The organism is Gilvimarinus sp. DA14 (assembly GCF_024204685.1).
Taxonomy (GTDB): Bacteria; Pseudomonadota; Gammaproteobacteria; order Pseudomonadales; family Cellvibrionaceae; genus Gilvimarinus.
This window is the reverse complement of the sequence record NZ_CP100350.1, coordinates 1,221,339-1,245,849: the sequence shown is the minus strand read 5'-3', so window position 1 is coordinate 1,245,849 and position 24,511 is coordinate 1,221,339. Positions and strand designations below refer to the sequence as shown.

Below are 24,511 nucleotides of genomic sequence, written 5' to 3'. Positions count from 1 at the left end.
GCGCCATGCTGGATAAATTTCAAGCCATCTCGGGCTTAGAGCCACTGTACGCCTACATGACGTTTGCCATCATTTTTGGTGGCTTGTTGGCGCTTCTGATTTGGATGGCTTTGGTGGCGGGCTGGCAACGTCGTCAAAAAGGCGAGATGGAAGAAGGCGATGTTCTGAACCTTCTTATCCGATTTTTTGTGCTGTTTTTCTTTTTTATCTGGCTCATAACGCCAGCAATTTCATGAGGGTATCAACATGCAAAACACATTTCTGAATTATCAATCATTCAAACAGTGGATGCGATTAGGAGTCATGGTCGCGTTTACGTTGCTATTGCCGTCCTTGTCCTTTGCTGATGCGCCTTCTTTGCCTGGCTTGGAAATGGATGGCGTTAATACTGACAGTGGTAACCCCCTCGATGTGCTGCTCAACATTTTTAAATACGTGGCCGCCGTTGTGATCTGGATTGCGGTTGCTTATCTGGGTGTGAAAGTTCTCCTCGAAGCCCTCAAAGATATTCGCGATGCCAAAGACGGCGACACCAAATGGGTATCGGCCGGTAAATCGATTGCGGGCGGTGTCATGTTCTTTCTTGTGGCGTTGGCTATTGCCATCTGGATTACCAACCAGTTCTTCAGCTAAGGGGATACCGTGGAGCACTCAGAAATTCAGTTGGCTGATGATCTCACCGATGAACCCGTGGTGTTTATGGGCTGCACCGGCAGTGAGATTTCCGTAGTCGCTGTGGCCTGTGGCGCAATTTCACTGCTCACGGCAGTGATCGTCTTTATCGTGCTTTTCGGTGTGTCATCCAGTTTAGCCATTCTTGCGGGAGCGGTGATTCTTATGGGAGGCACCATAGCATTATCGGTTTTTGTGCTTCGTAAGTTAATGACCAACAAAGAAGAGCGTGGCGACAACTATTACAAAGAGGTCCTTCAGTTGATGCTCAGTGAGTGGGGTATTGGGGATCGAATATTCAACAAAACCGAAAGGTTTCAGCGGGGGCGAAGCTTATGAGCCGTATCCGAAACGCGCTGACCGCGCGTGAGCGATTAAATTGGTATCTGGCCATTGGGTTGGTGTTTCTCGGGCTGCTGTTAACGCACGCGCATTATCGTCTTGCCAATGTTCAGCAGGACTTTCGTATGCACGTTCCGCCAGACCTATCAGAGGGCGCGGTGTTGCGCCCTAACATGCCCGAGCAAGCCAACGTGTACATGTACACCCTCTATATCTGGAAGCAGATTAACGAGTGGCTTGAGAGTGGCCTGGCCGACTACGACAGCAACGTCGATGAAATGAAATGTTATGTATCGGCCGACATGTACAAATGGTTGAAAGACGATGTGAAAAAGCGTCGCACCAATGGTGAGCTATCGCGCACGCGCAGTATTTCTCCTGCAACGTTTTATACCAAGGAACACGTTAAAGCCTTGGGTAACGGCACCTGGTACGTCTGGCTGGATCTTGCCTTGGTCGAGCGCGTTGTCGGGGAGGAAGTGAAAAATGTCGTGATGCGCTATCCCTTGTACGCCTACCGCGACTCACGCTCGTGCAACGAATTTGGCGTTGCCATCGGTGGATTTTTCAATGACCCGGCGCGCATTGGTGTGGGAGGTGAGTTGTGACCCGTATCTTGTTGACCTTCGCACTTCTGTGCTTGTCGGTGGTTACTTGGTCTGACACTCGCTTGGTGTATTCCGGTCACCCGGTGACTATCACGCTCCCGGTTGGTGAAGAGATCCGTGTCTTATTTCCAGAGCCTGTGAGTATCGACATACCCTCTGAACTTCTCAAAAACCTGGAGGCGACTCAGGCCAATCCTTCTGTCGCCTACTTTAAAGCGCTGGAGACAGCGACTCCTGGACGTCTGATTGTGCAGAGCGAGAATCAGGAGCGTGTGTATCTCATCGATATGGAGGCCGCTGAAGACGCGCCGGCGGCAGACTACGTGATTGAGAATCCGTCCTTAGTGGCCAAGTCCACACAAACCGACAGCGAGCCGGCCGGGCTCGAAAATCCGTTTCAGATCGAGCTCACACGCTACGCCGCGCAATCGCTGTACGGTCCGGTGCGACTGGCACCTCATAACCGTGCAATCAAACAGGTTCCGGTGCCTGCGCAGCAAGTGGCCGATCTTATCCGTAGCCGCAATGGTGAATCTTTTTACTATCGCCCGGTCGCTGCCTGGCGTGGATGGAGTCATTACTTAACTGCCGTAGAGGTGATTAATCGATCCCCGTTAAAGGTCTCCCTGGATCCTCGCCTGGTACGCGGCGAATTTGACTCCATCGCCTTTCAGCACAACTGGCTTGGCCCTAAGGGCACCCTGGAGGATCGCACCACGGTCTACCTGATCAGCGATAACCCGCTGCCTCAGGCAGTAGGAGGTCTGTCTTATGGCCAATAAAGTTCGCACCAACCGCATGCCCTGGATGATCGCGGCTATCCTGCTGGTGGTTGTTATCGTGGTCGCGATCAACACCCAAACAAGCTCACCATCGGTGCCGGCGGGATCCAGGGCACCGGATGCGCCGGCGACGCCGACCATTACTGATACAGCTTCTGGCGATACAACCGAAGAGACGCTGCGTACTGTACAGGCGCAATACGGGGATCTTCGCCGGGAGCTTAAGCAGCGTGATGATCAAATCGCGACACTCAAGAAGACGGTAACGGATATGTCCACGGATAAGGGTGAAGAGATTAATTCAGCCCTTTCCGATCAGTTGTCCCAGCTGGAGCAGAAGGTCAACAGCCTGAAGGTCGGCAACTTCTCTATGGACAACCAAGGTGCCGTGCTTAAAAACTTTGGGTTCAACACTCCAGGTTTCGCGAGTGGTTCTGAGGATCCGGTCGATTACAAGATCAATGGCGAAAGTTTTGCCTTCGGCAATACCTCGCCAACTTACGAGCAAACCACCTCGGTAGAAGGTCGACCTTCTTACCGTCGCTTAAAACCGTTAAGCACGGGTTCCGAAGCCCCAAGGCCTTCGCAATCACTGGCCCCCACCGACAGTGACAGTTCACTTCCCCAGCTCAGTAATCCCATGAGCAGCGGTGAGCCCGTGTACACGATTCCGGCCAGAGCGACCTTGTTTGACGCCACGTCCATGACCGCCTTGATCGGCCGTGTGCCCATCGGTGGGCAGGTCCAAGACCCGTTCCCGGTGAAGCTCATTGTGGGCTCGGACAACATGGCCGCAAACGGCCATCAGATCCCCGGCCTTGATGGTGTGATTTTCGATGGCGTTGCCCGTGGTGACTGGTCGCTGTCGTGTGTATCGGTCGAGCTGACCGGGGCTACCTATGTGTTTGACGACGGCACGATCAATCACATGCCGCCCGATAAGACGGTAAGTGCCGACGCTCTCGGAGCCAGCTTTGGTGAAGGCCAGAGCGGTAAGAACATCGGCTATATCTCCGACCGTCAGGGCGTACCCTGCATCGCCGGCAAGCGCATCACCGACGCTTATAAGCAGGCGTCCCTCATGACAATACTGGGTGCTGCCCAAGGCTACTCCAAGTATCGCGCTGACTCATTGCGCACCACCGGTGTGGATGGCGGCACCGTCATCTCCAGTGTCACCGGTGATCGCGGCGAATACGGCGAGTGGGGTTTGGCCGCATCCGGTCTGGATAAAACCATCGATATTTTTGAGGAGCGTTTTCAGGACACCTTTGACGCCATCTATGTAGCACCTGGTCAAGAGGTGGCCATTCACGTTGCTCGCGATCTGCACATCAATCACAACAAAAACGCTCGGAGGGTGAGCTATGAATCCCTGGATTCTCCGAACAGCTTTAATTAGTGGGTTAATGGCTGTGCTGTCAGCCTGTTCGACCATTCCAGAGCCGGAAGACGACGGGCTGGATATGCGCGAAGTCTATGACCAGAAAGTCGGTGGTGGCTCTGCTCAATCACTGCCGCGAGTCGTGGGTGGTCGCGATCTGGTAGAGCCTGACCCGGACTACACCGCGTACACCCGTCAGGTTCAGAATGAAACTGACAACCTGTTTCCGGCACTTCCTAATCCAACGCTGTATCTGTACGTGCGTCCTCGCACTGTCGGGACTGACGGGCTGCCCGTGCCTGGCTATACCGTACCCTTCAAGCTGTGGCCACGGGATATTTACGGTATGCCCGGAGAGGCGCCCACTGCCAACCACAACCTTGGCGGAGGTGCCCCATGAGTGCCAGCGCCTACGATATCCTTAAGCAGCTGTTCCTGGATGGCTCCCCATTCGGTAAGAAAACGGCCACCGATGCCGACCTTGAGGGCGGCTACCGCGACAAAGCGAGCATTAGTGATTTGTTGCCGTGGCTGGGTATTGTCGGTGATGACAATGCTGTGCTGCTGGAGGATGGTTACAGCGTTGCCGGTGTTATTGAGATTAAGCCGATCAGCACCGAAGCGCGCTCCATGGATTACATGATCTCCCAGCGCGATGCGATCCAGCGTGTCCTGACACAGAGCTTCCCCGGTACCGATCGCAGCCCTTGGATCTGCCAGGTATTTGCGTTCCCGGATAAAGCGGAATTCAAACACTTGCCAGATCGGGTGCGCGACTACGCTCATAGTCGCCAGGCGAAACAAGTGGGTGACGTCCACCCCTATACCGATTGGTTCGTGGATAACGTCTTTCGGCCCCACGTTGAGGACATGAGAGCGCCTGAAGGCCTGTTCATTGATTCCTCCAGTGGCAATGAGCTGCCTTGGGGCGGGAACTATCGCCGGGTGTATATGGTGGTTTATCGGCGTTTAAGCCGCGGCATCAAATTGCGCCGCAATATGAATCCGCTCCAGGAGCTGAACACCACCCTCAAGAAATTATCGATGAACCTGCAGGTCGCCGGTATCAAATCGACTCGCCTCAAAGGGGAGACGATTCGGAACTGGCTCTTCCGTTGGTTCCGACCTGCACCTCAACAAACCGGTGGTGATACTGAGGCATTATTGGAATCCAACCGGTATGCCTCCTCGGATGATGTGGGCGAGGATGAACTGGCCACACCGTTCGATTACTCGCTGGCTGATGATGTGGTATCGCCCGATGCCAGATCGGATAAGAAAACCGGTAATTGGTACTTCGACGGACTCCCACACACCGTCCTTCAGGTAGAGCGATTATCGCATCGTCCTGAAATTGGTGTGCTGAGCGCGGAGCGCCAAGTCAGTGACAGCACCATCTGTGTACTGGACCAACTTCCCAGCTCTTCAATTGTGATTATCACATTCGTGATGCCAACACGCAGCGCGATCAAAAAGCATCTGGATATCATGGAAAAGCGCTCAAAGGCGCAAACCGAGGAAGCGGCGGCCGCAAGGCGTGCGATCGAGCACGGCCGCGAGCAGCTGCAGTCAGGCAATCTCATTCTCCCGGTGTCGATCGCCATTGCGCTACGCGCGGATGACGATATCGAACTGGAACATCAAATGGATGAAGTCACCAGCTGGTTGGGTAACAACAGTCTGGAGCTCATCGCCGGTGATGACGATGTCTACCGCTTGGATTCTTACCTGCGGTTCATACCGATGGGTTATGACCACCGCTTGGATCACATCAAGCGGCGCAACCGTTTTATGTACGCCCAGCACCTGGCAAACATCCTGCCGTTCTATGGCCGTGAAACAGGTACAGGTAATCCTTGCCTGCTGTTCTCAAACCGCGGTGGAGAACCCTTTATGGTGGATCCGCTTAACTTGAACGATCGTGCCCGAAACGCGCACTTGTTTTTGTATGGGCCCACCGGTGCAGGTAAGTCCGCCTCCCTGGTCTATCTGCAGATGATCATTATGGCCATCTACCGGCCACGGTTTGTGGTCATGGAAGCGGGTAATAGTTTTGGTTTACTCGCAGAGCTGTTCAAACAGCAAGGTTTAAGCACCGTCGACATCACACTTTCTCCGGGTGTTGCACCCTCGCTGGCGCCTTTCCAGGCCGCGCTGGAATTGGTGGATGCCAATGGCAGCATCATCAAGGCCGAAGACCTGATAGCGGTAGACGCGGACTTGGAGGAAGACGCCGACGACATTGAAGAGGAGCCTACCGAAAAGGTCGAGCGTGACCTTCTTGGTGAATTGCTCATCATCGCTCAGATCATGGTCACCGGCTGTATTGAATCCGAAGAGCGTAAGTTCAGCCGGCAAGATGGTGCCCTCCTGAAGGAGGCCATATTGGCTGCGGCCGTCGAGTGTCGGAAATCCGGCCGCGAGTATCTATTGACTGAGGACGTTATTCGGGCTCTGGATGCCACCAAAGAGAATCGGCAGGAAAAGCGCGGTCGCATCGAGGAGATGGTCGACTCCATGAAGCTTTTCACCGATGGGTTCGCGGGTGAGCTGTTTAACCGTAAAGGTGATGAGCTTCCTGACGCTGACTATATCCGTATTGATCTCGGCATCCTCGCCAGCGGCAATGACACCAAAGACAAGCTCTCCGTCGCTTACATCTCCATTATGAATCAAATCATCGCCAGGGCAAAACGCACCAAAGACGACGGTCGCGACACCATCGCTCTGACCGATGAGGCCCATGTAATCACGACCGAACGCTTACTAGCAAAATACCTGGTAACCCTGGCAAAGCTCTTGGGTCGGCGCGCCGGCGTTTGGCTCTGGATGGCCACCCAGAACATGGAAGATTTTCCCGACGAAGCGGAAAAGATTCTATCCATGTTTGAGTGGTGGTTAGTGCTTTTTGTGAATGCCAAAGAGCTCAAGGAAATCGAGAAATTCAAAACCTTCACATCCGATGAGCGCGACATGCTGCTCAACACTAAAAAAGTTCAGAAAAAGTACACGGAGGGTGTTGTTCTTGGCGACACCATGAAAGGTCTATTTCGCAATGTGCCGCCCGCGCCGTGCCTGCTGCTCGCTGGCACTGAAAAAGAAGAGAAGCGAGAGCGCCGGCTTGTCATGGATGAGTTTGGCTGCACTGAGGTGGAAGCGGCGTTCAAGCTAGCTGACAAGCTTCGTGAAGCCAGAAGGCAATCCGTATTAGAGCATCGATAAAGCTACGTATTTTTGGGGCAGATTAATGGCAATTACCGTTGCATTCAAAGAAACCGAACTTGGCATGCGTCCGTGTCATCCGAGCAATATTTGTCGAGGCGATATTTTTTATCTTGTCGAAGATGGAATAAAGAGGCCGCTTCGAAAGGCAACAGGCAATGCTCAAGAGGTGCCGGGTACCTATCGAGCAAAATGGGACATTCCGAGCATTGAAGCAAAATAAGGAGGTTTGCTGTGGGGCAAACAATAGACGAAACATTCATCAGCTGGCTTCAAGGTGCGGTCGCCAACGACACCGTTGTGATCGGCGCACATGATAGTCCTGTTCATCTCGATAAGGGCGGATTATTTTTAGAGTCTCCTGCCGTATTCAAGATGTATATGCCCAACCGTTGGCTCGATGCACAACACGAGTTTTTATCCTTAGGGTTACATACTCGATGCCCGGTTGAAAAAGGGAATTTCCACGGTCGACACCTCAACGCCACTAAACATGGAACTCTTTCTGTTCGTGTTCATAAAGTAGGTGTTGTTATCCCGTTCCACAACCTTGAAAAGGTCCTTCCCAATTTACCCGCACACCTGGTGCGTAACGAGGTACCTCAATGGGCGTAACGATCAGCAGAGTCGCGATAATGGCTGTTCTTACTCTGACCAGCTGCAGTGCGATTGCGCAAAAGAATGTCTCTGTCGAAGTTTTCTACCGTAGCACTATGCACTCCGAGCCTCAAAGCCGTGTACCAGGCGCCGACATTACGCTCTGGAACCTCGATAAGCCGAAGCTGATTAAGCGCCAGAAACCCTCCATCACGGGCACTGAACGTGTGGTGCGTGAAAAAGTCAGCGACTGGCTCGCCAGTGCCGAGGGTAAAGCTCACCTGGCCGCCGCTCGTGAATCTTATCGAGGCTTTGGCCAAGCCATGCGATATCGAATTAAAAAGGTACCGGCGATTGTCCTGGACGGTCGGCAGGTCGTCTATGGCACGACAAACGTCCGTAAAGCGCTTTTGATTTACCGGGGGAAGCAATGACCGATTCACTTTTAGAAGAGGCGAACGTAAGGGGTGCTGGCCATGTGTAAGTACTTGGTTGCAACATTGATTATGCTGTCGGTGAATGCATCTCGCGCTGACTCCATTGATACGGAAATGCTTTTACAAGCCTCCGTAGACTGTTTCGATTGTATAGACTGGAAGCCCGTTGGAGTCTGTATTTGGATGACGTGCACCCCTTGGGGTTGCGATTTTGATTACTCAATACGTTTTAAAAATTTTGTCCCAGATTTTGTAGTAACTAGCTACAGCAACGAAGAAACACCGTTCGAGGAAATGCAATCTGTCGTTGACTCATCCAATGAAATGTTTGGGTTCGCAGCGGGATTTGCCACAACACAGAGTAAGCACGTCGATCACCTCCGATTCAAAAAAACCGAGGTGTGGGGCAATCCTGGAGTGGCCATCTTTGAGCAAATGCATGATGCGTTCGACGGCATGTTCTGTAAATCAGGAATTACTACTTACAAACCGTACTACATCTGGACGGCCGATTACATCGGCTGGCATATGAACATCCCCGATATGTTCAACCCCAAGAGCTACACCGGTGCTCATGATATGGGTACCACCACGGTTAAATTTGGCAACGTATACCCTCGATGCGGTTGGTCTATCCACCCGGAGGATCCCAAAGCGGCCGCATTGTCGGCTCAGCGGGCGGGCTACATTGTCACCAACCCCAATGACAACACGCGAGTGCGGCTGGAGCCAGAAACCGACTGTGGCGATAAGTGCTGGCCGGCAGAAGAAATTATAGAAAACGATATGACCACTCATAAGTGGCAAATGCTGGTACCCAAGTACCAGACCAAGGGTGAAATTTTCGGTACCAGGTCAGGTTGGTCAAACTTTAAATACGACACTGATGAGCAGTACGCCTGGCTATTGTGGCGTCCGTATTCATGCTGTTCACGCGAGGGGGCGGTATTGATCTTCAGTATTGACCTCACCGAAGGTGAAGCCAGTTCGTTTGACGATGAAGACTTTGACGATCTAATGGAAACCGATGGGGCCGATTTTGGTAGCTCGGGTAGTGGGAGCATGATGTGATCAGTGCATCCGTCGAGTTACAAACCGGTTTGGAGGTGGCCCCCAGGGGTACGGTCACCGGGATAGCTCCCGGCAGGCTATGGATCCGCACCGATCAAGTGCGGTTTAACGGTCCCAGTACTTTAACGACCGCGCTGGGGCGCGGCCGCTCAACACAGTCCTCCTATTCAGAATGTGTTGAGAAGGGTACCAGCAGTGATCCGTACCTTCCTGGCAACCCGCTGGTGCAATACCAGGAAGGGGGCCACCTCCGCTTTTATACCGACCCCGAGGGGCTTATGCAATGAATAAGGCGGCCATTGAAGCGTACCTAAGGCTCGGTATGCGCCACGGTGTGCCTTTGCAGCACACACTGACGCTGATCTGTCATGCCCGCCGAGACCGGCTTAGCGAGCTTACCAAGCGATGTGGGGTGCATAGAAACACGCTGTATAAGGCGCTCGCTGGTGAAACCAAGCCCAGTAAATACCTAGTTCAGACCTTAAGCCAGGAACTAGAGGGTATAAACCCGTGGCACTACGCTCCAGGAGGTACAGATGAAAACCAATAAATTACTTTCCGCACTGATTCTTACAATGGCAGGCGTTAACGTTCTACCTGGTGTAGCGGCGGATATCGATCTCGCCAATGTTGAGATACGGCCGATCGATAATTCTGCTCTGTACTACAACATCGGTGGTGGTGAGCCTTATCTGTTTGCCTATGACCAACGGTATCACCTGAGTCTGGGTGTCGGCATGAGGTGGAGCACGGGCAACGTATGTGCCGGTTTTGATCCTGAAGCATCTATCAAAAACACACTGCGAGATGCCGAACGGAGCTTGTATGGCTACGTGGATGATGTGATCTCCAGCATTCCAACACTGGTCGCAAGTTGGGGGATTTCGCGATTGCAGGAAGCCAATCCAGGTATTTACGATCTGATCACGAAAGGCCTGGTCGACGCGAAGGAAGAATACAATCTGAGTGTTAAATCCTGTGAGGCGATGGTCAACGATGTCTCAAATGGCGAAAACCCGGTCGACGGTTGGGTCTCTATCGGTACTCGCGACAGCTGGAATGAGCAGTCCTCACAACCGGATGCCGGCGCCGCCGAAAAAGAAGTTGAGCGCACGGCCGGCAATGAAGGGATCCAAGGGCCAGACGGTATTCAGCTCGGTGGACGCTGGCAAGAGCCTATTCGTACCGTCGGTGATGTGGTTGGAGCGGGTTACAACCACTTAAACCCAGGCTCGACCGACCCACGAATCGAAAAGTTATGGTCCCACCGTGATGATGCGGTCGATTGGGTGACCAGCGTTGTGGGTGAGAAAGAAGTCAAAGTCTGCAAAAGCTGCTCTCCTAAGCTTAAAACGCAAATTGGTCAAGGCCTCCGAACAAAGATCAAAGAGGAACGTGAAGAGATTGCTCCCGAGCTAGGCACACTGGTAGGCATGTCCAGCCAGCCCACAAAAGATGAGCTCGATGAGATCAGTGCACCTGGCATGGGTATTATGGTTACTGAGGATCTGATTCGAGCATTACGCGAAGAGGAAAATACAGCCGAGCGATCCATATTAGGGGCACGCCTGGCCACTGAATTGGCCCTGGCTAGAACCGTGGAAAAAGCACTGGTGGCTATGGATCTGATCAAGGCTGGCCGGCAGGAGCCAAATGTCGCTGCCAATGCCGAATACCAAAAAGAAGCCGATAAGGTTCTCTCGCGCCTTCAGGCTGAAATCGACGGCATTCTTTATGAGAAAAATGTTAAGCAACAGGTCTTTGCCAAAACAGCTCAGGTTCTTATGGAGCGACGTTCAATTCGCATGCAATCGGGCGATGCCGGAGCAGCTGTAGGCTTTCCCAACTCGCCTGACATTCAGCCGTTCAGCGGTGGGGTAAGAAACTAATGTCTGCATCCACTGGTCGCTGGAAAAAACGTCTGGTTTATTCGGCTTCTACTGTAGCCATCTTGGGGATTCTCGTCGCTCTCGGTTTCTGGATGATCCAATCACCAGAGCGCGCTCAATCATTGGGCACCTTCGCTGAGGCATCTTTTTGGTGGCTTACAGTATCTCGGTGGCTTGCCTATACCCTGCTGATTATTAGTTGGCCGAGAATAAGCCTTTGGCTCGCAAAGTCATTTGTAGAAAGAGAAGATCATCACCAAGTCTTTGACTATGCCATGCGGTGGCGATGGCCATTACTGCGTGTGCTCGTTGTCTATGAGCTGCTTTTTCCGTTTAACATAATTGGTTCACTGGGGAGCTTGGCATGATCGTCAATGACGCTTTTGAGCTCTACACCACCGTCATGGGTTGGCATATCAATAATGGTTTGTTCACGTTAATGATGGGCACCGGGATCATCCTGATCCCATTTGCCTTCATCATCGGTGGCAATATCATCGATGCGAGAAACAACCGAGACAAAGACGATATCGGTGTATCGTTTTTCAATAGAACAGAAATGCAACTCTATGTGGCATTTTTTGTTTTATTGCTTTGCGTCAACCCAATGATCAATCTTTCTGTCAGCAATGTGAGAGCCATGGACACCACCTGTTCACCCGGTGAAGGGGGATCGACACCAGACGTGGAACAGAACGATTACGGTAACACAGGCACCACCTATGACCAGGTGCAAGAACTCGATTTAGGCGGCGATACAATCAAAATACCGGTACTGTGGTACGTATGGGATTATGTAGCATCATCGCTGTCCTTGAGCGCGAAGTCCGCTCTTCCTTGCCAGACCGATATTCGAAGAATCTCTACGGCCGCAACCACATCCCGCATTGAAAATCCTGACCTTGCCGATGAGTTCGGTATGTTTATGCGAGATTGCTGGCGCCCCAGTTTCAATCGCTACCTACGAGAGAAACCAGGATTAGCGACCCATGGTATGGGTACGACAACGCCAGACGATGTGAAATGGGCTGGCAGTCAGATTTTCCTAGCGGGTCAGCCGTACTATCGTCATTTTAGGGCGGAAGAAGGCTTATCCAGTTTTCCCTATGTCGCCTCAAGAGACGAAGCTAAAGCCACTAATGCAATCTTGTCTGACGGTAAGGGTTTCCCGTTCTGTGATGAATGGTGGGAAAGCCCCTATAACGGGCTTCGCGATCGTCTGGTGAGGCATTTCAAAGTCGAGCATTCAGATCTTGCCGAGTTCTGGCCTGAATACGTTCAGTCGCAGATTGACAATGGTGTAACCCCACGACCTACCTATGACGACATGTTGCTTCAGACCATCCTTATGAGTGATCACGATACAGTGCGTATGCAGCAATCGAATCGCTACCCTCGCGATGAATCATGGGGCGATGTAGCCTCAGACGCTGCCCAGCGTGGCGTAGCCGTTGTTGCCGATGCATCCTCTCTCGGCGATCGCAGCAAAGCGCTTATGACTCAAACAGCCGCGCCGATGCTGCGAGCCATTTTACTAATGGTCATTACTTTCTTAATTCCAATTTTATTGACTGCCAGTGGTTACAGTGTCGGGGCTGTTGTGACACTGATGCTGATTAAATTTTCAGTGTATTTCTGGGCCTTCTTATTCGCAGTGGCTGCCTGGATTGATAACTACTTATTGTCTGCCTGGAGTGGCGTAGTCGGTGGTGATTTAAGTCGCTGGATTCTTGTTTCTTCAAACGGTGGAAAAATGGATATGGCGGTATCAGCGCTTAATTTTATTACGCGATGGATGCACATCTTACTCCCAATAATATTTACATCGCTGATGGGAGCGGTGGGCGCTAAAGCTGGAGATGCTAGTTCATCTTTAGCTGGTGTTGGAGCGAATAATGCCGGTAATGCTGCTTCGCGGGCGCCTGCTGATGCCAAAGTTATCGCAAATGCTGGAGTGGGTGTTGGAAAGTCGATTGGAGGAAAACTAACGAAAAACTAACTAGTGAATAATCTGACCAAAAGTAAAAACCGACCAGTTAGTTCATTGATAATAATCGTTCCAACGCTGAGGGTTGTGTCCAGGCTCAAATGGTGCCGGACCAGGGTCGCTAGAATGGTAATCGGAAGTTTCCTCTTTCGCACTTGGCAGAGCGGAGCCAATAGCGAGTAGAGAAGTTATGGCTAGATACAAAACCCGAACCAATGAGCCAAATACGAACCACAGCGCTTTACCCGCCCAGCGAACAGCGGTCGCGGCTTTCCGTGCGAAATCTCGATCTGTGGCAGTGTCTGTGGCTTGCATGGGTAAATCCTCCTGATTGCCCTAACAGTTTAGCCGGTGGTCAATCCGTGTTCAACCACTGCTGTTGCAGTCTCAGTGAAATTGGCGTTTGAAAGAAAAGGTCGCAAGTAAAATCAATGAGTTACGTAATTTACACTAAGTTGACCTGCTTATATTTGCTCCAGAGTTTTCATTGGAACAAACAGTCGCATGGGATCGTCGGTAAATGACTCGAAGAGACCAAAGTGCTGATAGAAGCCTAAAGCGTCTTCGTCCAGGACATCCAAGATTAATCCGTACGCTGGCAACCCGGCTTTGCTCAGCGCCACGGCTTTGCGTAGCGCGTAAACAAGCGTTTTGCTGCCGAGTCCGCACCCTTTATAGCGGTCATCAACAGCCAATCGAGCCATTAACACCACGGGGATCGGATATTGCGGCAGACTCTGTTTAATCGGGATTTTCTCTCTAACAACACTGTTGGTAGCCAGGGTGAAATAGGCCGCTATGGGGGATTTTCCAGAAGCGGCCACTTCTGGCAACACATAAGTGCGGCTCAATCCAAGCTTTCCATGCTTTTCAGAGAAGCGGGACAGGAAGGTGTTCATATCCGGTTTGCCGCAGTCGAACCCCTTGAGGTCGTGCAATGCCTTACTGGCCGGGACAAAATCCTTGGCAAGAGGCAATTAAAATCCCTCTCTGTCCAGCTTTTCAGCAGCTTCGATGATTTTCTTGCTCGGCGCTTTAGCGTCTTCACATGCTTGAACAAAACGATCAAACCGCTCGTTCGTCAGCTGGATTTCACTTTGGGACTTCAGGCGTTCAATAGCGTCGTTGCGGACCAGGTTAGCAAGGTAGTCCGTCAGGCTATAGCCGCTGGCCAATGCAGCTCGCTCCGCCAAAACCTTAAGTTCGGCGGGGAAGCGGGCCTCTATTCGTTCTGTCTTTGTTGCCATAAGAAACCTCCACGATTTGCCACACTATATCATACGGCAGATTGCCGTACAAAAATCAATTTTACCTATGCGAGGAAGCACCAATGAATCTCGTTATCGTCGAGTCACCCGGTAAAGTCAAAAAGATCAGTCAGATTCTTGGTTCAGGCTGGGAAGTCCAGGCCAGTGTTGGTCATGTTCGGGACCTTCCCGAGAAGGAAATGGGCGTAGAAGCACCAGAATACCGGCCAAAGTACGTGCCCACGACCAGGGGTAAAGATGTTCTGGCCAAACTCAGAAAGGCCGTACAGCGCGCCGATGAGGTGTATCTGGCAACGGATATGGATAGGGAAGGGGAGGCCATTGCCTGGCATCTGCAGCAGGCTCTCAAACTCAAGGAGCCCAAGCGGATTGTCTTCTCAGAGATTACGGCAAAAGCCATCAAAGCAGCGATCAGTAAGCCTGGAAAGATCAATTACCGTCGTGTAGCTGCCCAGGAGGGCCGTCGCGTCCTGGATAGGCTCGTGGGTTACCGGGTATCACCCAAGCTCGGAGATGTGACCAAACAGCGAGGCCTCTCCGCAGGCAGAGTGCAGTCACCGGCCGTGCGCATCGTTGCTGATCGTGAACGAGCCATTCAAGCCTTTGTCACCACAGATCACTATGGTGCACGGTGGAATCTCGGTGGCTGGTTTGCTGACTGGGACGCCAAGCCGTTCCTCCTGGAGGGGCAGGAATACCTGCTTGACCGCTCCCTGGCCGAATGGGTGGCAAATGTCACGGAGGCGTCTGTAATCGCTTGTGAGGAGACTCAGGAGTCCAAGGCACCTCCAGCACCGTTCATCACCTCTACGCTGCAGCAAGCGGCCTCCAGCCGCCTCAAGATGAAGCCGAAGGCCACAATGGCCGCCGCTCAGAAGCTCTACGAACAAGGCCACATCACCTACATGCGAACTGACACACCCAATTTATCAGAGGAGGCGTTCGCACAGATCCAGGATTACGGCCGAGCGAATGGGTTGCCCGTCGTCGATCGTCAACGCACTTGGAAAGCCAAAGGTGACGCCCAGGAGGCGCACGAAGCCGTCCGGCCGACTCACATTGACCTGGTCGAAGCTGGCGAGACCTCGGATCAGCAACAGCTGTATAAGCTGATCTGGCAGCGTACCTTGGCCTCGCAGCTGCAGGCAGCCAAATACGCGGTGCGCACGGTCAAACTCCGTGCCGGCGAGCAGCTGCAGGGTAAGCCCGTCGAATGTGTGACCAAAGGCCGTACCGAGCTCAATCCGGGCTGGAAGACGGTCTATGCCGACGATGCGCCGGCGTCTAAACAAGACCCTGAGGAAGCGGCCAATCCGGTACCCAAGCTGCAGGAGGGCCAGCTGGTCAACATTGCTGAGGGCAAAGTCCTGGATAAGCGTACCAAGCCACCTTCGCGCTTCACCGAGGCACAGCTGATCAAAGAGCTGGAGAAGCAAGGTATTGGCCGACCATCGACCTACGCCGCGATCATGGAGAACATCATGTCCCGCGGATATGTCACTTATGACTCGGCCGGCAAGTACCTTGTACCGACCGATACTGGGTACCTGGTGGTCGACTGCCTGGTCGCCAGTCGTTTCAGTTTTATCGAGCTGGATTTCACAAAGTCCATTGAGGCCCAGCTGGACGAGGTCGCGGAAGGTCGCGCCGGCTACAAGGGTGTGATCGCGACTCTGGATAATCGATTGACCGCCGAGCTCACCAATATGGATACGGTCAAAGTCGAGGTGCCGGCCGGAATGAATCACCCGTGCCCGGAGTGCGGGGAGCAGCTGACTCGCCGCCCGGGTAAATCCAGCAAGAAAGCCTGGTGGGGTTGCTCTGGCTACCCTGAGTGCAAAGTGACTCTGCCAGACAAGAATGGTAAGCCAGGCAAACCTAAAGAACGGGAAGTGTCTGAAACACCTTGCCCGAAATGCGGGAAGGAGCTGGTTCGCCGGAAGAAAGGCGGCAAGTCCGGCTATGACTTTTGGGGTTGTAGTGGATTTCCGAAATGTGATGGGAGGATAAATAATGAGTGATAGGGCTAAACACTGCAGGGCGAGCTGCAGCGTGACGTCTTGCCCATTCGCCTATACGGATGAAAGCGAAATGATACAGAATTATGGGTGCATACCGACGCCCTTTGAGATTCTAGCCATGCGTGTAACTCATGGAAAGACATGGGCATGTCATTCAGAGCCGACAAAGCCCTGCCTTGGAGTACTAAAGGAGCTCAACAGCCTTGGTGTACTTAACAAAATTATTGATACAAAGCTGATTACAGAGCTAGATTCATGGCATCACTTTACTTCTGGAACAGATGAAATACTCGAAGCATGGCTAAAAACTTCAGACAATACAGTCAGATAAGTAATTGTGGAGAAATTCCGGCACCAAGAGAAAATAGCTACTTCAATTCTAATGTGGAGAAATTCCGGTAGTCCGGGTTGTCCTAGAATTAACATGCTAAAGTGCACGTATTCTCTAGCCTCCAGGTCGATGGTCACGCATACTGAGGACGCTATTATGGAGAAATTCCGGTACCAGCCCAGCACAAAAGCACCGGTTTAATGTGGAGAGATTCCGGTATTGCCATCGCGCGCAATCTGGATCTTATTATATTGATCACACAATCAATCTAGAGCTGTAGACCATGCCAAACCAACCTAAGCCCCTCCCTGCGAAGAAACACAACGGCGACAAACATACCTCAAGCCAAAGCGCTGCAGAGGCAATAGCCGAGGCAATAAGAAATCCAACGGCCGAAGATCTAAAGCGGTTTCGGGCTTACATTAAAAACCACTGACCGGATATTTCATCCACTGTCAGCGGCAAATTGACTCGCAAGGTACTCCATCCCCGTCGCCATCGATGGGCAAACCGCACTTAGCCAAGTAAAACTTAGCCTCACTACATGACGCCATCTCGCTACAGGTCCGCTTCTGCCCACAACGGCCATCTATTGGCGCGTTGTTGGTATTCGATCTGGCTTGCCCTGAGCGCCTATCTGCCCGCCATTCCCATGGCGCCTGGACCTGATCAGACTGAAGGGCCCACAGGCCACGCATTGAGGCTTTCGCTTCACTCTCTAGCTCGATTAGACGTTGGTCTGTGAGATATTTTAGATACGCCCAAGCGTAACCCTCAGCGACCATTTCACGGTTTATATTTCTGCCAGCGAGCATGACCACACCGATAGTGCGACCGTACCGGTCTTTCTCTTTCGATAACACCAACACATCCCGGCCGGCAATCTTCTTGGTCAGAGCCTTCTTAGAAGCCCCGCCAAATGGTTGGCTTTTTTCAGGGGCATCGATACCGTCCAATCGTATTTTGGTTTGAGTATTGTTTTCGGAAAGCACTTTTATCGTGTCGCCGTCTGTCACGGACACAACTCGGCCATGAATATTCCGCGCGAGTGCGGCGGGAATCGAAAGTATAAGTACGACGAATACAGTTGCGTTGACTCGCAGCATAGTTGAGGCCAGCAGAATTATTCCAAAAAAATCGTTCGTCTAAATTTTCGTATCGGACGGGTGGCGAGTTTTGACCATTCTAGACCTAAAGAGGAATTGGTGATGCACGACCTGTGTTCCGCGCCAACGGTAAATGCCCTAGCTTATTGGAAGTTTACAATTCATCTTTAGGCATTGATATCATAAAGCGCGTTGTTTCATTCTCCGAAGAGACATTTATCACACCTCCATGGCTCTCTATAATCGTCTTAACGATGGCTAAGCCCAACCCTGACCCTTCTCCTTGATGTTGCCTTGAGGGATCAACCCGATAAAATCGGTCAAAAAGTTTTGGTAGATGTTCAGCAGCAATACTCTGCCCTGAGTTCTCAATGATCAAATGAGCTTTTTGGCCTAGCCGTTCAACGATCACATTGATTGTCCCATTTTCCGGTGTATAACGCAGAGCATTAGATAAAAGGTTAGATATCGCTCGGCGCAGCATTGAACGGTCGGCTTTTACGTGAACATGGTCACCTCTCGCCGCGAGCTTAATATTTTTCTCTTCTGATAATGCCTCGAAAAACTCGAAGATGACCTCGACTTCCTGTCTTAAATCCAACTTCTCCAAATTAGGTTTAAGCAAGCCATTCTCGCTTTGCGCCAACCAAAGCATATCATTAACCATTTTGGTTAACCTTTCATGCTCTTCCAGGTTTGAGTAGAGTAACTCGCGATACTCCTCTAACGTTCTTGCTTTGCCCAAAGCGACTTGAGTTTGTGTCGTCAAGTTCGTAAGTGGTGTGCGCAGCTCATGAGCGATATCAGCTGAAAAGTGAGACAAGCGAGTAAAGCTGTCCTCGAGGTGACTAATCATTTGGTTAAAGGACTCAACCAACGGCTGCAACTCTTTTGGAACAGTGCTTTCGTTTAATCGAATATCCAGCTGATTGGCCTGCACGGAACGAATGGATTCACTTAAAGATCGTAGAGGAGCATGTCCTTGGTGAACTCCATACCAGGCTGCAAGCAATGTAATCACACCAGCCATTGACATTATCAACCATAAGTTTCGGCTAAAGTGCTCGAGAAAATACATATGGAAGTCCATATTAATGGCCGCAGCGATGAGGTAATCCTGTCCGTCAATATTTACCTCTGTCATTGCTCCCCGATATATTTTTTCATCGATATTCCAACTGACGAGATTGTTTGCCTTGATAACCTTAACCGGATTATTGAAAGCAGCTCTGGAGGGAAATACGGCTTCATCTGAACGATAAACCAGTGCATACGATTCATCCCAAACCTGATAATACACACCGTGGTGACCCGACACGGCATGTGGTAACGTGTCAACGGCGTATCGACCAGAAAGAACAGCTTTTTCTAGTGCCTTTTCAACAGCACGACTTATAACAACCAGCTCGTCAGCATCTTGTTCGGCAAAATGTTGTTCAACCGACTCTTGAACGAGGTGGCCGATCGTAATAAGGTTTAGACTGATCGCAAGCGCAACAAACAGCATCACCCTATTATTCAGTGAAAAAGGTCGCGCCAATTTGAAACCAATAGTCACCTACTCATTCTCCACATCGAGTTTGTAACCCATGCCACGAACGGTATGAATTAATTTTGGCTCAAAACCTTCATCAATCTTTCTTCTCAAGCGACGAATAGCGACATCAATGACATTGGTATCGGAGTCAAAATTCATGTCCCATACTTGGGATGCGATCAATGAACGTGGAAGAACCTCTCCCTGACGCCGAACAAGCAATTCCAGCAAGCAAAACTCTTTATGACTGAGACTTATTTTTCGGTCTCCACGAAGAGCTCGACGTTTTATAAGATCCAATCTCAAGTCCGCCACTTTCATTTCATCAGCAAGTATAGGCGCTGAACTTCTTCGCAACAGGGTTCGAACCCGAGCTAACAACTCGGCAAACGCAAACGGTTTGACCAGGTAATCATCGGCACCTAGCTCCAGCCCTTTCACTCGATCTTCAACGCTGTCGCGCGCGGTGAGAAACAGTACCGGTGTTTTGCTTCCCGACTCTCGAATCGACTCGATAATGCGCCATCCTCCTACATCGGGCAGCATCACATCGAGAATCAAAAGATCAAAATCTTCTGTCATCGCTAGATGGTGGCCATCAAGGCCGTTTCGTGCCAGTGTCACCATAAACCCGGCCTCGCTCAGGCCTTGCTGCAAATAGTCACCAGTTTTCACTTCGTCTTCAACCACTAAAAGCCGCACGCTCTGGCCCTCTTGTATGCAATTTCGTCTTAGTGGAACATTAGTCCCACTAACCCGCCAGAGAAATGACACAAAGATTACAACTTTGTCATCTTCAGGTCATGTCCCTGACAGTCTTCGGATTGTAACCTTCCAGTCACCCTCTAAAATCGAAATTTTGGATTATATATTTTTGGAAACGACATGAATCGCTTCTCTAGCTCTATTCCCAGCCCAATGAGTCGCCGACGCTTTGTTCAAGGCATCGCTGTTGGCGGTGTACTGGCAATGACACCTTCCGCCCTTTTGGCGCGAGAAACGACAAACTCGACCTCAGGTGCGGCTCCCGAACTCACTGGTACCAATATTCACCTGGAAATAGGCCAAACTCCGGTGAATTTTACTGGTGTAACCCGCATGGCTACGACCATTAACGGGTCGATTCCCGCCCCGACTCTGCGTTTTCGTGAAGGTGATGAGGTTACGATAAGAGTTACAAATCGGCTAAGTGTCCCGACTTCAATCCACTGGCACGGTATTTTATTACCGTTCGAAATGGACGGTGTTCCTGGCATCAGCTTCAAGGGCATTTCTCCAGGGGAGACGTTTGTTTATCGCTTTAAGCTTCGTCAAAGCGGAACCTATTGGTATCACAGCCATTCCGGCTTTCAAGAAATGACTGGTATGTACGGCGCGCTCATCATCGAACCTCGCTCGGGGGAAAGACACAAAACTGATCGGGACCTTGTAGTTCAGCTCTCTGACTGGACCGATGAAGATCCGATGCATGTGTTCAGTAAGCTCAAAGTCCAAGGGGACGTCTACAATTTTAACCAACCAACTTTTATTGATTTCACTCGAGATGTGTCAGATAAGGGGTTGAAGGCGGCACTAAGCAAGCGCCAGATGTGGAACCAAATGCGAATGAATCCCACAGACTTGGCGGATTTATCTGCAGCTACTCTCACATACCTCATGAATGGCACGACTCCCTCGGGCAATTGGACAGGCATATTTAAAAAAGGAGAGCGCCTACGCTTGAGGTTTATTAATGCTGCCAGCAACTCATTCTACGATGTTCGCATTCCCGGATTAAAACTGACAGTAATACAAGCCGATGGTCAAGACGTTGAGCCAGTCTCAATTGACGAATTTCGCTTTGGCCCTGGTGAGACTTACGATGTATTAGTAAGCCCCGATGAAGAGTGCTACACGATTTTCGCGCAGAGTATGGATCGTACTGGTTATGCTAGGGGCACCCTGGCTGCGCAACAAGGTTTGTCAGCACCCGTACCCGCACTGGACCCCGTTGAATGGTTAGCGATGCAAGACATGATGGGTGCAATGAGCCATGAAGGAGTGAGGCACGATATGCCTATGGCCGGAATGGATCATAGCAATATGGCAATGGATAAGATGGACCACTCAAACATGCACGGCGGTATGGCCATGGATCATAGCATGCACGGCATGCAAGACCGTGACAATGATCCGTTAGCAAAACCGTCTACCAGCGTCAATCATGCGCGAACTGAATATGGTCCTTCTGTTGATGCGCGGGTGGATACACCACGCACTAATCTCGACGATCCGGGGGTGGGGTTACGCAACCTTGTAGAGAAAGGCCTGCGCCCTCACGGGCACAAGGTGCTCACCCTGGCTGACTTAACATCCACCGACGGCGTCTTCGATGACTCTCGTATACCCGAGAAGGAGCTTGAGCTGCACCTCACCGGAAACATGGAGCGCTACACCTGGTCCTTTGATGGGCTCGAGTTCGGCCAAAGTACGCCAGTATCCCTTAAGCACGGACAACGTGTTCGAATCATATTACAAAACGACACTATGATGACTCATCCTATGCATTTACATGGGATGTGGAGCGAGTTGGAGACTGAACAGGGCGAGCTACGCGTCAGACGCCACACGATTCCTGTGCAGCCTGCTCAGCGCATCAGCTTTCTCACTACACCTCACGATCTAGGGCGCTGGGCTTGGCACTGTCACCTTTTATTCCATATGGATGCGGGCATGTTCCGTGAAGTGGTGGTGTCATGAGTATGAACTATTTCACCAGGCTAACCCATATTTCTCTAGTTTTGGCTTCGGTGCTAGCGAGCGGGGCTTATGCAGAAATGGATCACAGCAACCATGATTCGGGAGCGCACGAGATGGGTCAAGCGCAAGGTGGCAAAGCTCCTGATAATGCACGTGATCCACATGCCTATTCAGATGGTTTCACATTGACTGAGGGGCCTTATGCGTTACCTGGGCCCAGACAATTAAGGCTGGCCGATGAACATCGCTTTTGGGCAATCATCGGTGATCGCCTGGAGTACCAGGAAAAATCCGAAAGTACTGTTTTCGATTTGCAAGCGTGGTATGGAACCACCTACAACCGCTTCGTTGTGAAAACAGAAGGAGACAGTGTTGATGGTGCTCTTGAGGAGAGTTCCACCGATGTCTTTTGGAGCCGTGCCTTTAATGCGTATTTTGATGCTCAGCTAGGCGCACGGGTTGATACCTATGACGAAGGTGAAAATCGTCAATGGCTCGCGCTGGGTTTTCAAGGGCTCGCTCCTTATTGGTTTGAACTTGATGTCACCGCATATCTCGGTGACGACGGGCGATCAGCCTTGTCTGCCGAAGCTGAATACGAACTCTTGTTCACTCAACGACTGATACTGCAGCCCAGAATAGAGATAAATCTACTTGGCAAAGATGACCCTGAAAACGGACTTGGATCAGGTTTAACAAATTTGTCGGCAGGTTTGCGCCTCCGTTACGAATTTAGCCGTCAATTTGCGCCTTATATCGGCGTGGAGTGGTCGAGAGCTTTTGATGACACAGCCGATTACCTGCTAGCGGCCGGAGAAGATAAATCCAGCTCGCAATTAGTGGCTGGCCTGAAGTTTTGGTTTTGAATCAGCCAAAGAAATCATGCATTGAAATACTTTTGCATTAAAAAGGCGTATAAGTTATGCGTAAAATTTTGCTATTTATAACGAGTCTTATGTTTGCCGCATGCACTGAACACTCTGCGGATGACGCTTCACAGTCGATGCCATCAACTGAAGAAGACTTGGCATCTCCGATTGCTCTGACTGTTTACAAAACACCAACTTGCGGATGTTGTGGCCTTTGGGTTGATCATATGAAAAATGCAGGATTTTCAACAACAGTTTATGATCAAGAAAATTTAAACCCTATAAAATATAAACATAAAATTATGCCGGCTAATCAATCCTGTCATACAGGCATTATAGAAGGCTATGTGTTTGAGGGGCACATTCCTGCAACTGTCGTAAAAAGATTTTTAAAAGAAAAACCAGAAAACACCATTGGTTTGACTGTTCCGGGAATGCCATTAGGCAGCCCCGGAATGGAAGTAAACGGTCAATTTCATGAATACGATGTCCTTCTGATGAAAGAAGATGGAAGCACAAGCGTTTATGCGCACATCGACAGACCTGAATAAAACAAAGAGATCTAATTTTTGCTTTACCTGTCATCCACTTTTTTGGAGAAACTATATTATGAATATGACTACATCGATATTACTGTCAACTCTTCTTACAACGACCTTGGCTGCTCAAGCCCATGATCCCAAGGAGCACAAGAAAGATGCTGAAAACCCGGATTGTTCCGAAATGAAAAATATGGATCACAGCAAAATGGATATGGACGACCCGGTCATGAAAGCCATGATGAAAAAGTGCAAGAAAGATATGCACCATGATAATGAAAACAACGAGTCCGATTCAGATCATGCGCACGACGATAATCAAAACAAGGACGAGCACGCAGAACATAAACATTAATTGAGAGGGTGCCATGCTATCGATCTCAGCGTTCTTTAAAAGTTTATTAATCATTGTGATTGCAGCCTTCCTGGCGGGAGGGCTGTTTATTTATTCAGGACTTTATCCGATTGGAGCCGATACCCAGCACCACCCAATTACCTATTGGTTATTAGAAACGCTGCGTGAAAAATCCATCGCCCGCGCTGCAAAGGGAATTAAAATCCCAACAGACCTGGAATCCGCTGACCGGCTATTGGCTGGTGGAGCCGATTACAATGACATGTGCACAGGATGTCACTTGAAGCCGGGTAGAACAGATAGTGATTTTACCATTGGCCTGTATCCCTCACCTCGAAACCTGAGCAGCTCAGCTGACGGGAGTATCCATAGCCAAATCGCAGAGCCGACCAGTAATGAGGCTATTCGACGACAGTTTTGGATTATAAAACATGGCATTAAAGCGTCCGGCATGCCTGCGTGGGGACCAACACACAATGAAGAACGCATTTGGAATATGGTGGCGTTCCTGCAGAAACTTCCGAGCTTATCTAAATCAGAATATCAAATATTGACGGCAAGAGGAGATGTAAACGATACACACGGAACATCACATTAGCGCACCCGAAGTAAATTACTTTAGAAAGCCTTATTTATCTAACTAATTGTATTTTTTACAAGACCGCCATGAGGTTTTCGGGATTTACTCTCGCCACCTTATCATTTCAACGAGTATATTCGGCATTTGTTTTGCTTAATTGACTGTCAAATTCAAA

The 24,511-nt window shown here is 50.7% G+C and carries 27 protein-coding genes; 22 read left to right on the top strand and 5 right to left on the bottom strand.

The features are described from left to right. Window positions 1-5: 5 nt before the first annotated feature. From NHM04_RS05550 to NHM04_RS05475, 16 genes are all read left to right on the top strand, one after another. Window positions 6-236 carry a hypothetical protein gene (locus NHM04_RS05550; protein ID WP_020208846.1) on the top strand — a complete coding sequence of 77 codons (231 nt, stop codon included), beginning with the start codon at window positions 6-8 and terminating at the stop codon, window positions 234-236. A gap of 10 nt (window positions 237-246) precedes the next feature. Further along, window positions 247-633, top strand: coding sequence for a hypothetical protein (locus NHM04_RS05545; protein WP_040516363.1), 387 nt, complete (start codon window positions 247-249; stop codon window positions 631-633). Between the two features lie 9 nt (window positions 634-642). Beyond that, entirely contained in the window at window positions 643-1,011 is a 369-nt protein-coding gene (locus NHM04_RS05540) for a DUF3487 family protein (RefSeq protein WP_020208848.1), read from the top strand. Further along, a complete protein-coding gene (locus NHM04_RS05535; protein WP_020208849.1) occupies window positions 1,008-1,622 on the top strand; it encodes a DUF2895 family protein in 615 nt (204 codons plus the stop codon). Before NHM04_RS05540 ends, NHM04_RS05535 begins: the two co-directional genes overlap by 4 nt. After that, entirely contained in the window at window positions 1,619-2,404 is a 786-nt protein-coding gene (locus NHM04_RS05530; RefSeq protein ID WP_020208850.1) for a TIGR03749 family integrating conjugative element protein, read from the top strand. The genes NHM04_RS05535 and NHM04_RS05530 overlap by 4 nt, the downstream gene beginning before the upstream one ends. Beyond that, complete coding sequence (locus tag NHM04_RS05525) at window positions 2,394-3,806, top strand: TIGR03752 family integrating conjugative element protein (protein WP_020208851.1); 1,413 nt, start codon at window positions 2,394-2,396, stop codon at window positions 3,804-3,806. Before NHM04_RS05530 ends, NHM04_RS05525 begins: the two co-directional genes overlap by 11 nt. 7 nt (window positions 3,807-3,813) lie before the next feature. Next, window positions 3,814-4,188 carry a hypothetical protein gene (locus NHM04_RS05520; protein WP_020208852.1) on the top strand — a complete coding sequence of 125 codons (375 nt, stop codon included), beginning with the start codon at window positions 3,814-3,816 and terminating at the stop codon, window positions 4,186-4,188. Continuing rightward, window positions 4,185-7,010: a conjugative transfer ATPase gene (locus NHM04_RS05515; protein ID WP_020208853.1), complete on the top strand. Its 2,826-nt coding sequence runs from the start codon at window positions 4,185-4,187 to the stop codon at window positions 7,008-7,010. The genes NHM04_RS05520 and NHM04_RS05515 overlap by 4 nt, the downstream gene beginning before the upstream one ends. Before the next feature lie 25 nt (window positions 7,011-7,035). After that, window positions 7,036-7,233 carry a hypothetical protein gene (locus tag NHM04_RS05510; protein WP_157497734.1) on the top strand — a complete coding sequence of 66 codons (198 nt, stop codon included), beginning with the start codon at window positions 7,036-7,038 and terminating at the stop codon, window positions 7,231-7,233. Between the two features lie 11 nt (window positions 7,234-7,244). After that, the gene (locus tag NHM04_RS05505) at window positions 7,245-7,625 is read left to right on the top strand and encodes a conjugal transfer nickase/helicase domain-containing protein (protein WP_020208854.1); all 381 of its coding nucleotides are present in this window, start codon (window positions 7,245-7,247) and stop codon (window positions 7,623-7,625) included. 20 nt (window positions 7,626-7,645) lie between these two features. Beyond that, window positions 7,646-8,041, top strand: coding sequence for a DUF1525 domain-containing protein (locus NHM04_RS05500; RefSeq protein WP_020208855.1), 396 nt, complete (start codon window positions 7,646-7,648; stop codon window positions 8,039-8,041). Window positions 8,042-8,083: 42 nt separating this feature from the next. Further along, entirely contained in the window at window positions 8,084-9,115 is a 1,032-nt protein-coding gene (locus tag NHM04_RS05495) for a TIGR03756 family integrating conjugative element protein (RefSeq protein ID WP_040516364.1), read from the top strand. Continuing rightward, complete coding sequence (locus NHM04_RS05490) at window positions 9,112-9,402, top strand: hypothetical protein (protein WP_020208857.1); 291 nt, start codon at window positions 9,112-9,114, stop codon at window positions 9,400-9,402. Before NHM04_RS05495 ends, NHM04_RS05490 begins: the two co-directional genes overlap by 4 nt. Before the next feature lie 249 nt (window positions 9,403-9,651). Then, window positions 9,652-11,004, top strand: coding sequence for an integrating conjugative element protein (locus NHM04_RS05485; protein ID WP_020208859.1), 1,353 nt, complete (start codon window positions 9,652-9,654; stop codon window positions 11,002-11,004). Beyond that, a complete protein-coding gene (locus tag NHM04_RS05480; RefSeq protein WP_020208860.1) occupies window positions 11,004-11,372 on the top strand; it encodes a hypothetical protein in 369 nt (122 codons plus the stop codon). The genes NHM04_RS05485 and NHM04_RS05480 overlap by 1 nt, the downstream gene beginning before the upstream one ends. Further along, window positions 11,369-13,003: a conjugal transfer protein TraG N-terminal domain-containing protein gene (locus tag NHM04_RS05475; protein ID WP_020208861.1), complete on the top strand. Its 1,635-nt coding sequence runs from the start codon at window positions 11,369-11,371 to the stop codon at window positions 13,001-13,003. Before NHM04_RS05480 ends, NHM04_RS05475 begins: the two co-directional genes overlap by 4 nt. A gap of 452 nt (window positions 13,004-13,455) precedes the next feature. Here NHM04_RS05475 and NHM04_RS05470 read toward each other — a convergent pair whose 3' ends face one another. Together NHM04_RS05470 and NHM04_RS05465 are read right to left on the bottom strand one after the other, a co-directional pair. Then, window positions 13,456-13,968 carry a GNAT family N-acetyltransferase gene (locus NHM04_RS05470; protein ID WP_020208863.1) on the bottom strand — a complete coding sequence of 171 codons (513 nt, stop codon included), beginning with the start codon at window positions 13,966-13,968 and terminating at the stop codon, window positions 13,456-13,458. Continuing rightward, a complete protein-coding gene (locus NHM04_RS05465) occupies window positions 13,969-14,238 on the bottom strand; it encodes a DUF1778 domain-containing protein (protein WP_020208864.1) in 270 nt (89 codons plus the stop codon). Between the two features lie 83 nt (window positions 14,239-14,321). Between NHM04_RS05465 and topA the strand changes: the two genes are divergently transcribed. Beyond that, window positions 14,322-16,280 (top strand): type I DNA topoisomerase, encoded by a 1,959-nt coding sequence (topA, locus tag NHM04_RS05460; protein WP_020208865.1) that lies wholly within the window; start codon window positions 14,322-14,324, stop codon window positions 16,278-16,280. A gap of 786 nt (window positions 16,281-17,066) precedes the next feature. Here the strand turns inward: topA and NHM04_RS05455 are convergent. The 3 genes from NHM04_RS05455 to NHM04_RS05445 form a co-directional block, all read right to left on the bottom strand. Beyond that, window positions 17,067-17,717, bottom strand: coding sequence for a thermonuclease family protein (locus NHM04_RS05455; protein ID WP_254266012.1), 651 nt, complete (start codon window positions 17,715-17,717; stop codon window positions 17,067-17,069). Window positions 17,718-17,871: 154 nt separating this feature from the next. Next, a complete protein-coding gene (locus tag NHM04_RS05450; RefSeq protein WP_020208868.1) occupies window positions 17,872-19,275 on the bottom strand; it encodes a Cu(+)/Ag(+) sensor histidine kinase in 1,404 nt (467 codons plus the stop codon). Then, window positions 19,276-19,956 (bottom strand): heavy metal response regulator transcription factor, encoded by a 681-nt coding sequence (locus tag NHM04_RS05445; protein WP_020208869.1) that lies wholly within the window; start codon window positions 19,954-19,956, stop codon window positions 19,276-19,278. Between the two features lie 183 nt (window positions 19,957-20,139). On the opposite strand from NHM04_RS05445, the gene NHM04_RS05440 reads away from it, so the two are divergent. The 5 genes from NHM04_RS05440 (at window position 20,140) to NHM04_RS05420 (ending at window position 24,354) form a co-directional block, all read left to right on the top strand. Then, window positions 20,140-21,993, top strand: a complete 1,854-nt coding sequence (locus tag NHM04_RS05440) for a copper resistance system multicopper oxidase (RefSeq protein WP_020208870.1) — start codon at window positions 20,140-20,142, stop codon at window positions 21,991-21,993. Window positions 21,994-22,070: 77 nt separating this feature from the next. Continuing rightward, a complete protein-coding gene (locus NHM04_RS05435) occupies window positions 22,071-22,859 on the top strand; it encodes a copper resistance protein B (protein WP_371872597.1) in 789 nt (262 codons plus the stop codon). A 56-nt stretch (window positions 22,860-22,915) separates the two neighbouring features. Continuing rightward, the gene (locus tag NHM04_RS05430; RefSeq protein ID WP_020208872.1) at window positions 22,916-23,413 is read left to right on the top strand and encodes a DUF411 domain-containing protein; all 498 of its coding nucleotides are present in this window, start codon (window positions 22,916-22,918) and stop codon (window positions 23,411-23,413) included. 58 nt (window positions 23,414-23,471) lie between these two features. Next, the gene (locus NHM04_RS05425; RefSeq protein WP_020208873.1) at window positions 23,472-23,756 is read left to right on the top strand and encodes a hypothetical protein; all 285 of its coding nucleotides are present in this window, start codon (window positions 23,472-23,474) and stop codon (window positions 23,754-23,756) included. Between the two features lie 13 nt (window positions 23,757-23,769). Then, entirely contained in the window at window positions 23,770-24,354 is a 585-nt protein-coding gene (locus NHM04_RS05420; RefSeq protein ID WP_020208874.1) for a cytochrome c, read from the top strand. The last annotated feature ends 157 nt before the right edge of the window (window positions 24,355-24,511 follow it).

Excerpts from the sequence above, each read along its gene's own strand:
- NHM04_RS05550 (WP_020208846.1), top strand. The coding sequence starts at position 6 with ATGCTGGATAAATTTCAAGCCATCTCGGGCTTAGAGCCACTGTACGCC.
- NHM04_RS05545 (WP_040516363.1), top strand. The coding sequence starts at position 247 with ATGCAAAACACATTTCTGAATTATCAATCATTCAAACAGTGGATGCGA.
- NHM04_RS05535 (WP_020208849.1), top strand. The coding sequence starts at position 1,008 with ATGAGCCGTATCCGAAACGCGCTGACCGCGCGTGAGCGATTAAATTGG.
- NHM04_RS05525 (WP_020208851.1), top strand. The coding sequence starts at position 2,394 with ATGGCCAATAAAGTTCGCACCAACCGCATGCCCTGGATGATCGCGGCT.
- NHM04_RS05520 (WP_020208852.1), top strand. The coding sequence starts at position 3,814 with ATGGCTGTGCTGTCAGCCTGTTCGACCATTCCAGAGCCGGAAGACGAC.
- NHM04_RS05515 (WP_020208853.1), top strand. The coding sequence starts at position 4,185 with ATGAGTGCCAGCGCCTACGATATCCTTAAGCAGCTGTTCCTGGATGGC.
- NHM04_RS05510 (WP_157497734.1), top strand. The coding sequence starts at position 7,036 with ATGGCAATTACCGTTGCATTCAAAGAAACCGAACTTGGCATGCGTCCG.
- NHM04_RS05500 (WP_020208855.1), top strand. The coding sequence starts at position 7,646 with ATGGCTGTTCTTACTCTGACCAGCTGCAGTGCGATTGCGCAAAAGAAT.
- NHM04_RS05495 (WP_040516364.1), top strand. The coding sequence starts at position 8,084 with ATGTGTAAGTACTTGGTTGCAACATTGATTATGCTGTCGGTGAATGCA.
- NHM04_RS05485 (WP_020208859.1), top strand. The coding sequence starts at position 9,652 with ATGAAAACCAATAAATTACTTTCCGCACTGATTCTTACAATGGCAGGC.
- NHM04_RS05480 (WP_020208860.1), top strand. The coding sequence starts at position 11,004 with ATGTCTGCATCCACTGGTCGCTGGAAAAAACGTCTGGTTTATTCGGCT.
- NHM04_RS05475 (WP_020208861.1), top strand. The coding sequence starts at position 11,369 with ATGATCGTCAATGACGCTTTTGAGCTCTACACCACCGTCATGGGTTGG.
- NHM04_RS05465 (WP_020208864.1), bottom strand. The coding sequence starts at position 14,238 with ATGGCAACAAAGACAGAACGAATAGAGGCCCGCTTCCCCGCCGAACTT.
- topA (WP_020208865.1), top strand. The coding sequence starts at position 14,322 with ATGAATCTCGTTATCGTCGAGTCACCCGGTAAAGTCAAAAAGATCAGT.
- NHM04_RS05455 (WP_254266012.1), bottom strand. The coding sequence starts at position 17,717 with ATGCTGCGAGTCAACGCAACTGTATTCGTCGTACTTATACTTTCGATT.
- NHM04_RS05440 (WP_020208870.1), top strand. The coding sequence starts at position 20,140 with ATGAATCGCTTCTCTAGCTCTATTCCCAGCCCAATGAGTCGCCGACGC.
- NHM04_RS05435 (WP_371872597.1), top strand. The coding sequence starts at position 22,071 with ATGGATCACAGCAACCATGATTCGGGAGCGCACGAGATGGGTCAAGCG.
- NHM04_RS05430 (WP_020208872.1), top strand. The coding sequence starts at position 22,916 with ATGCGTAAAATTTTGCTATTTATAACGAGTCTTATGTTTGCCGCATGC.
- NHM04_RS05425 (WP_020208873.1), top strand. The coding sequence starts at position 23,472 with ATGAATATGACTACATCGATATTACTGTCAACTCTTCTTACAACGACC.
- NHM04_RS05420 (WP_020208874.1), top strand. The coding sequence starts at position 23,770 with ATGCTATCGATCTCAGCGTTCTTTAAAAGTTTATTAATCATTGTGATT.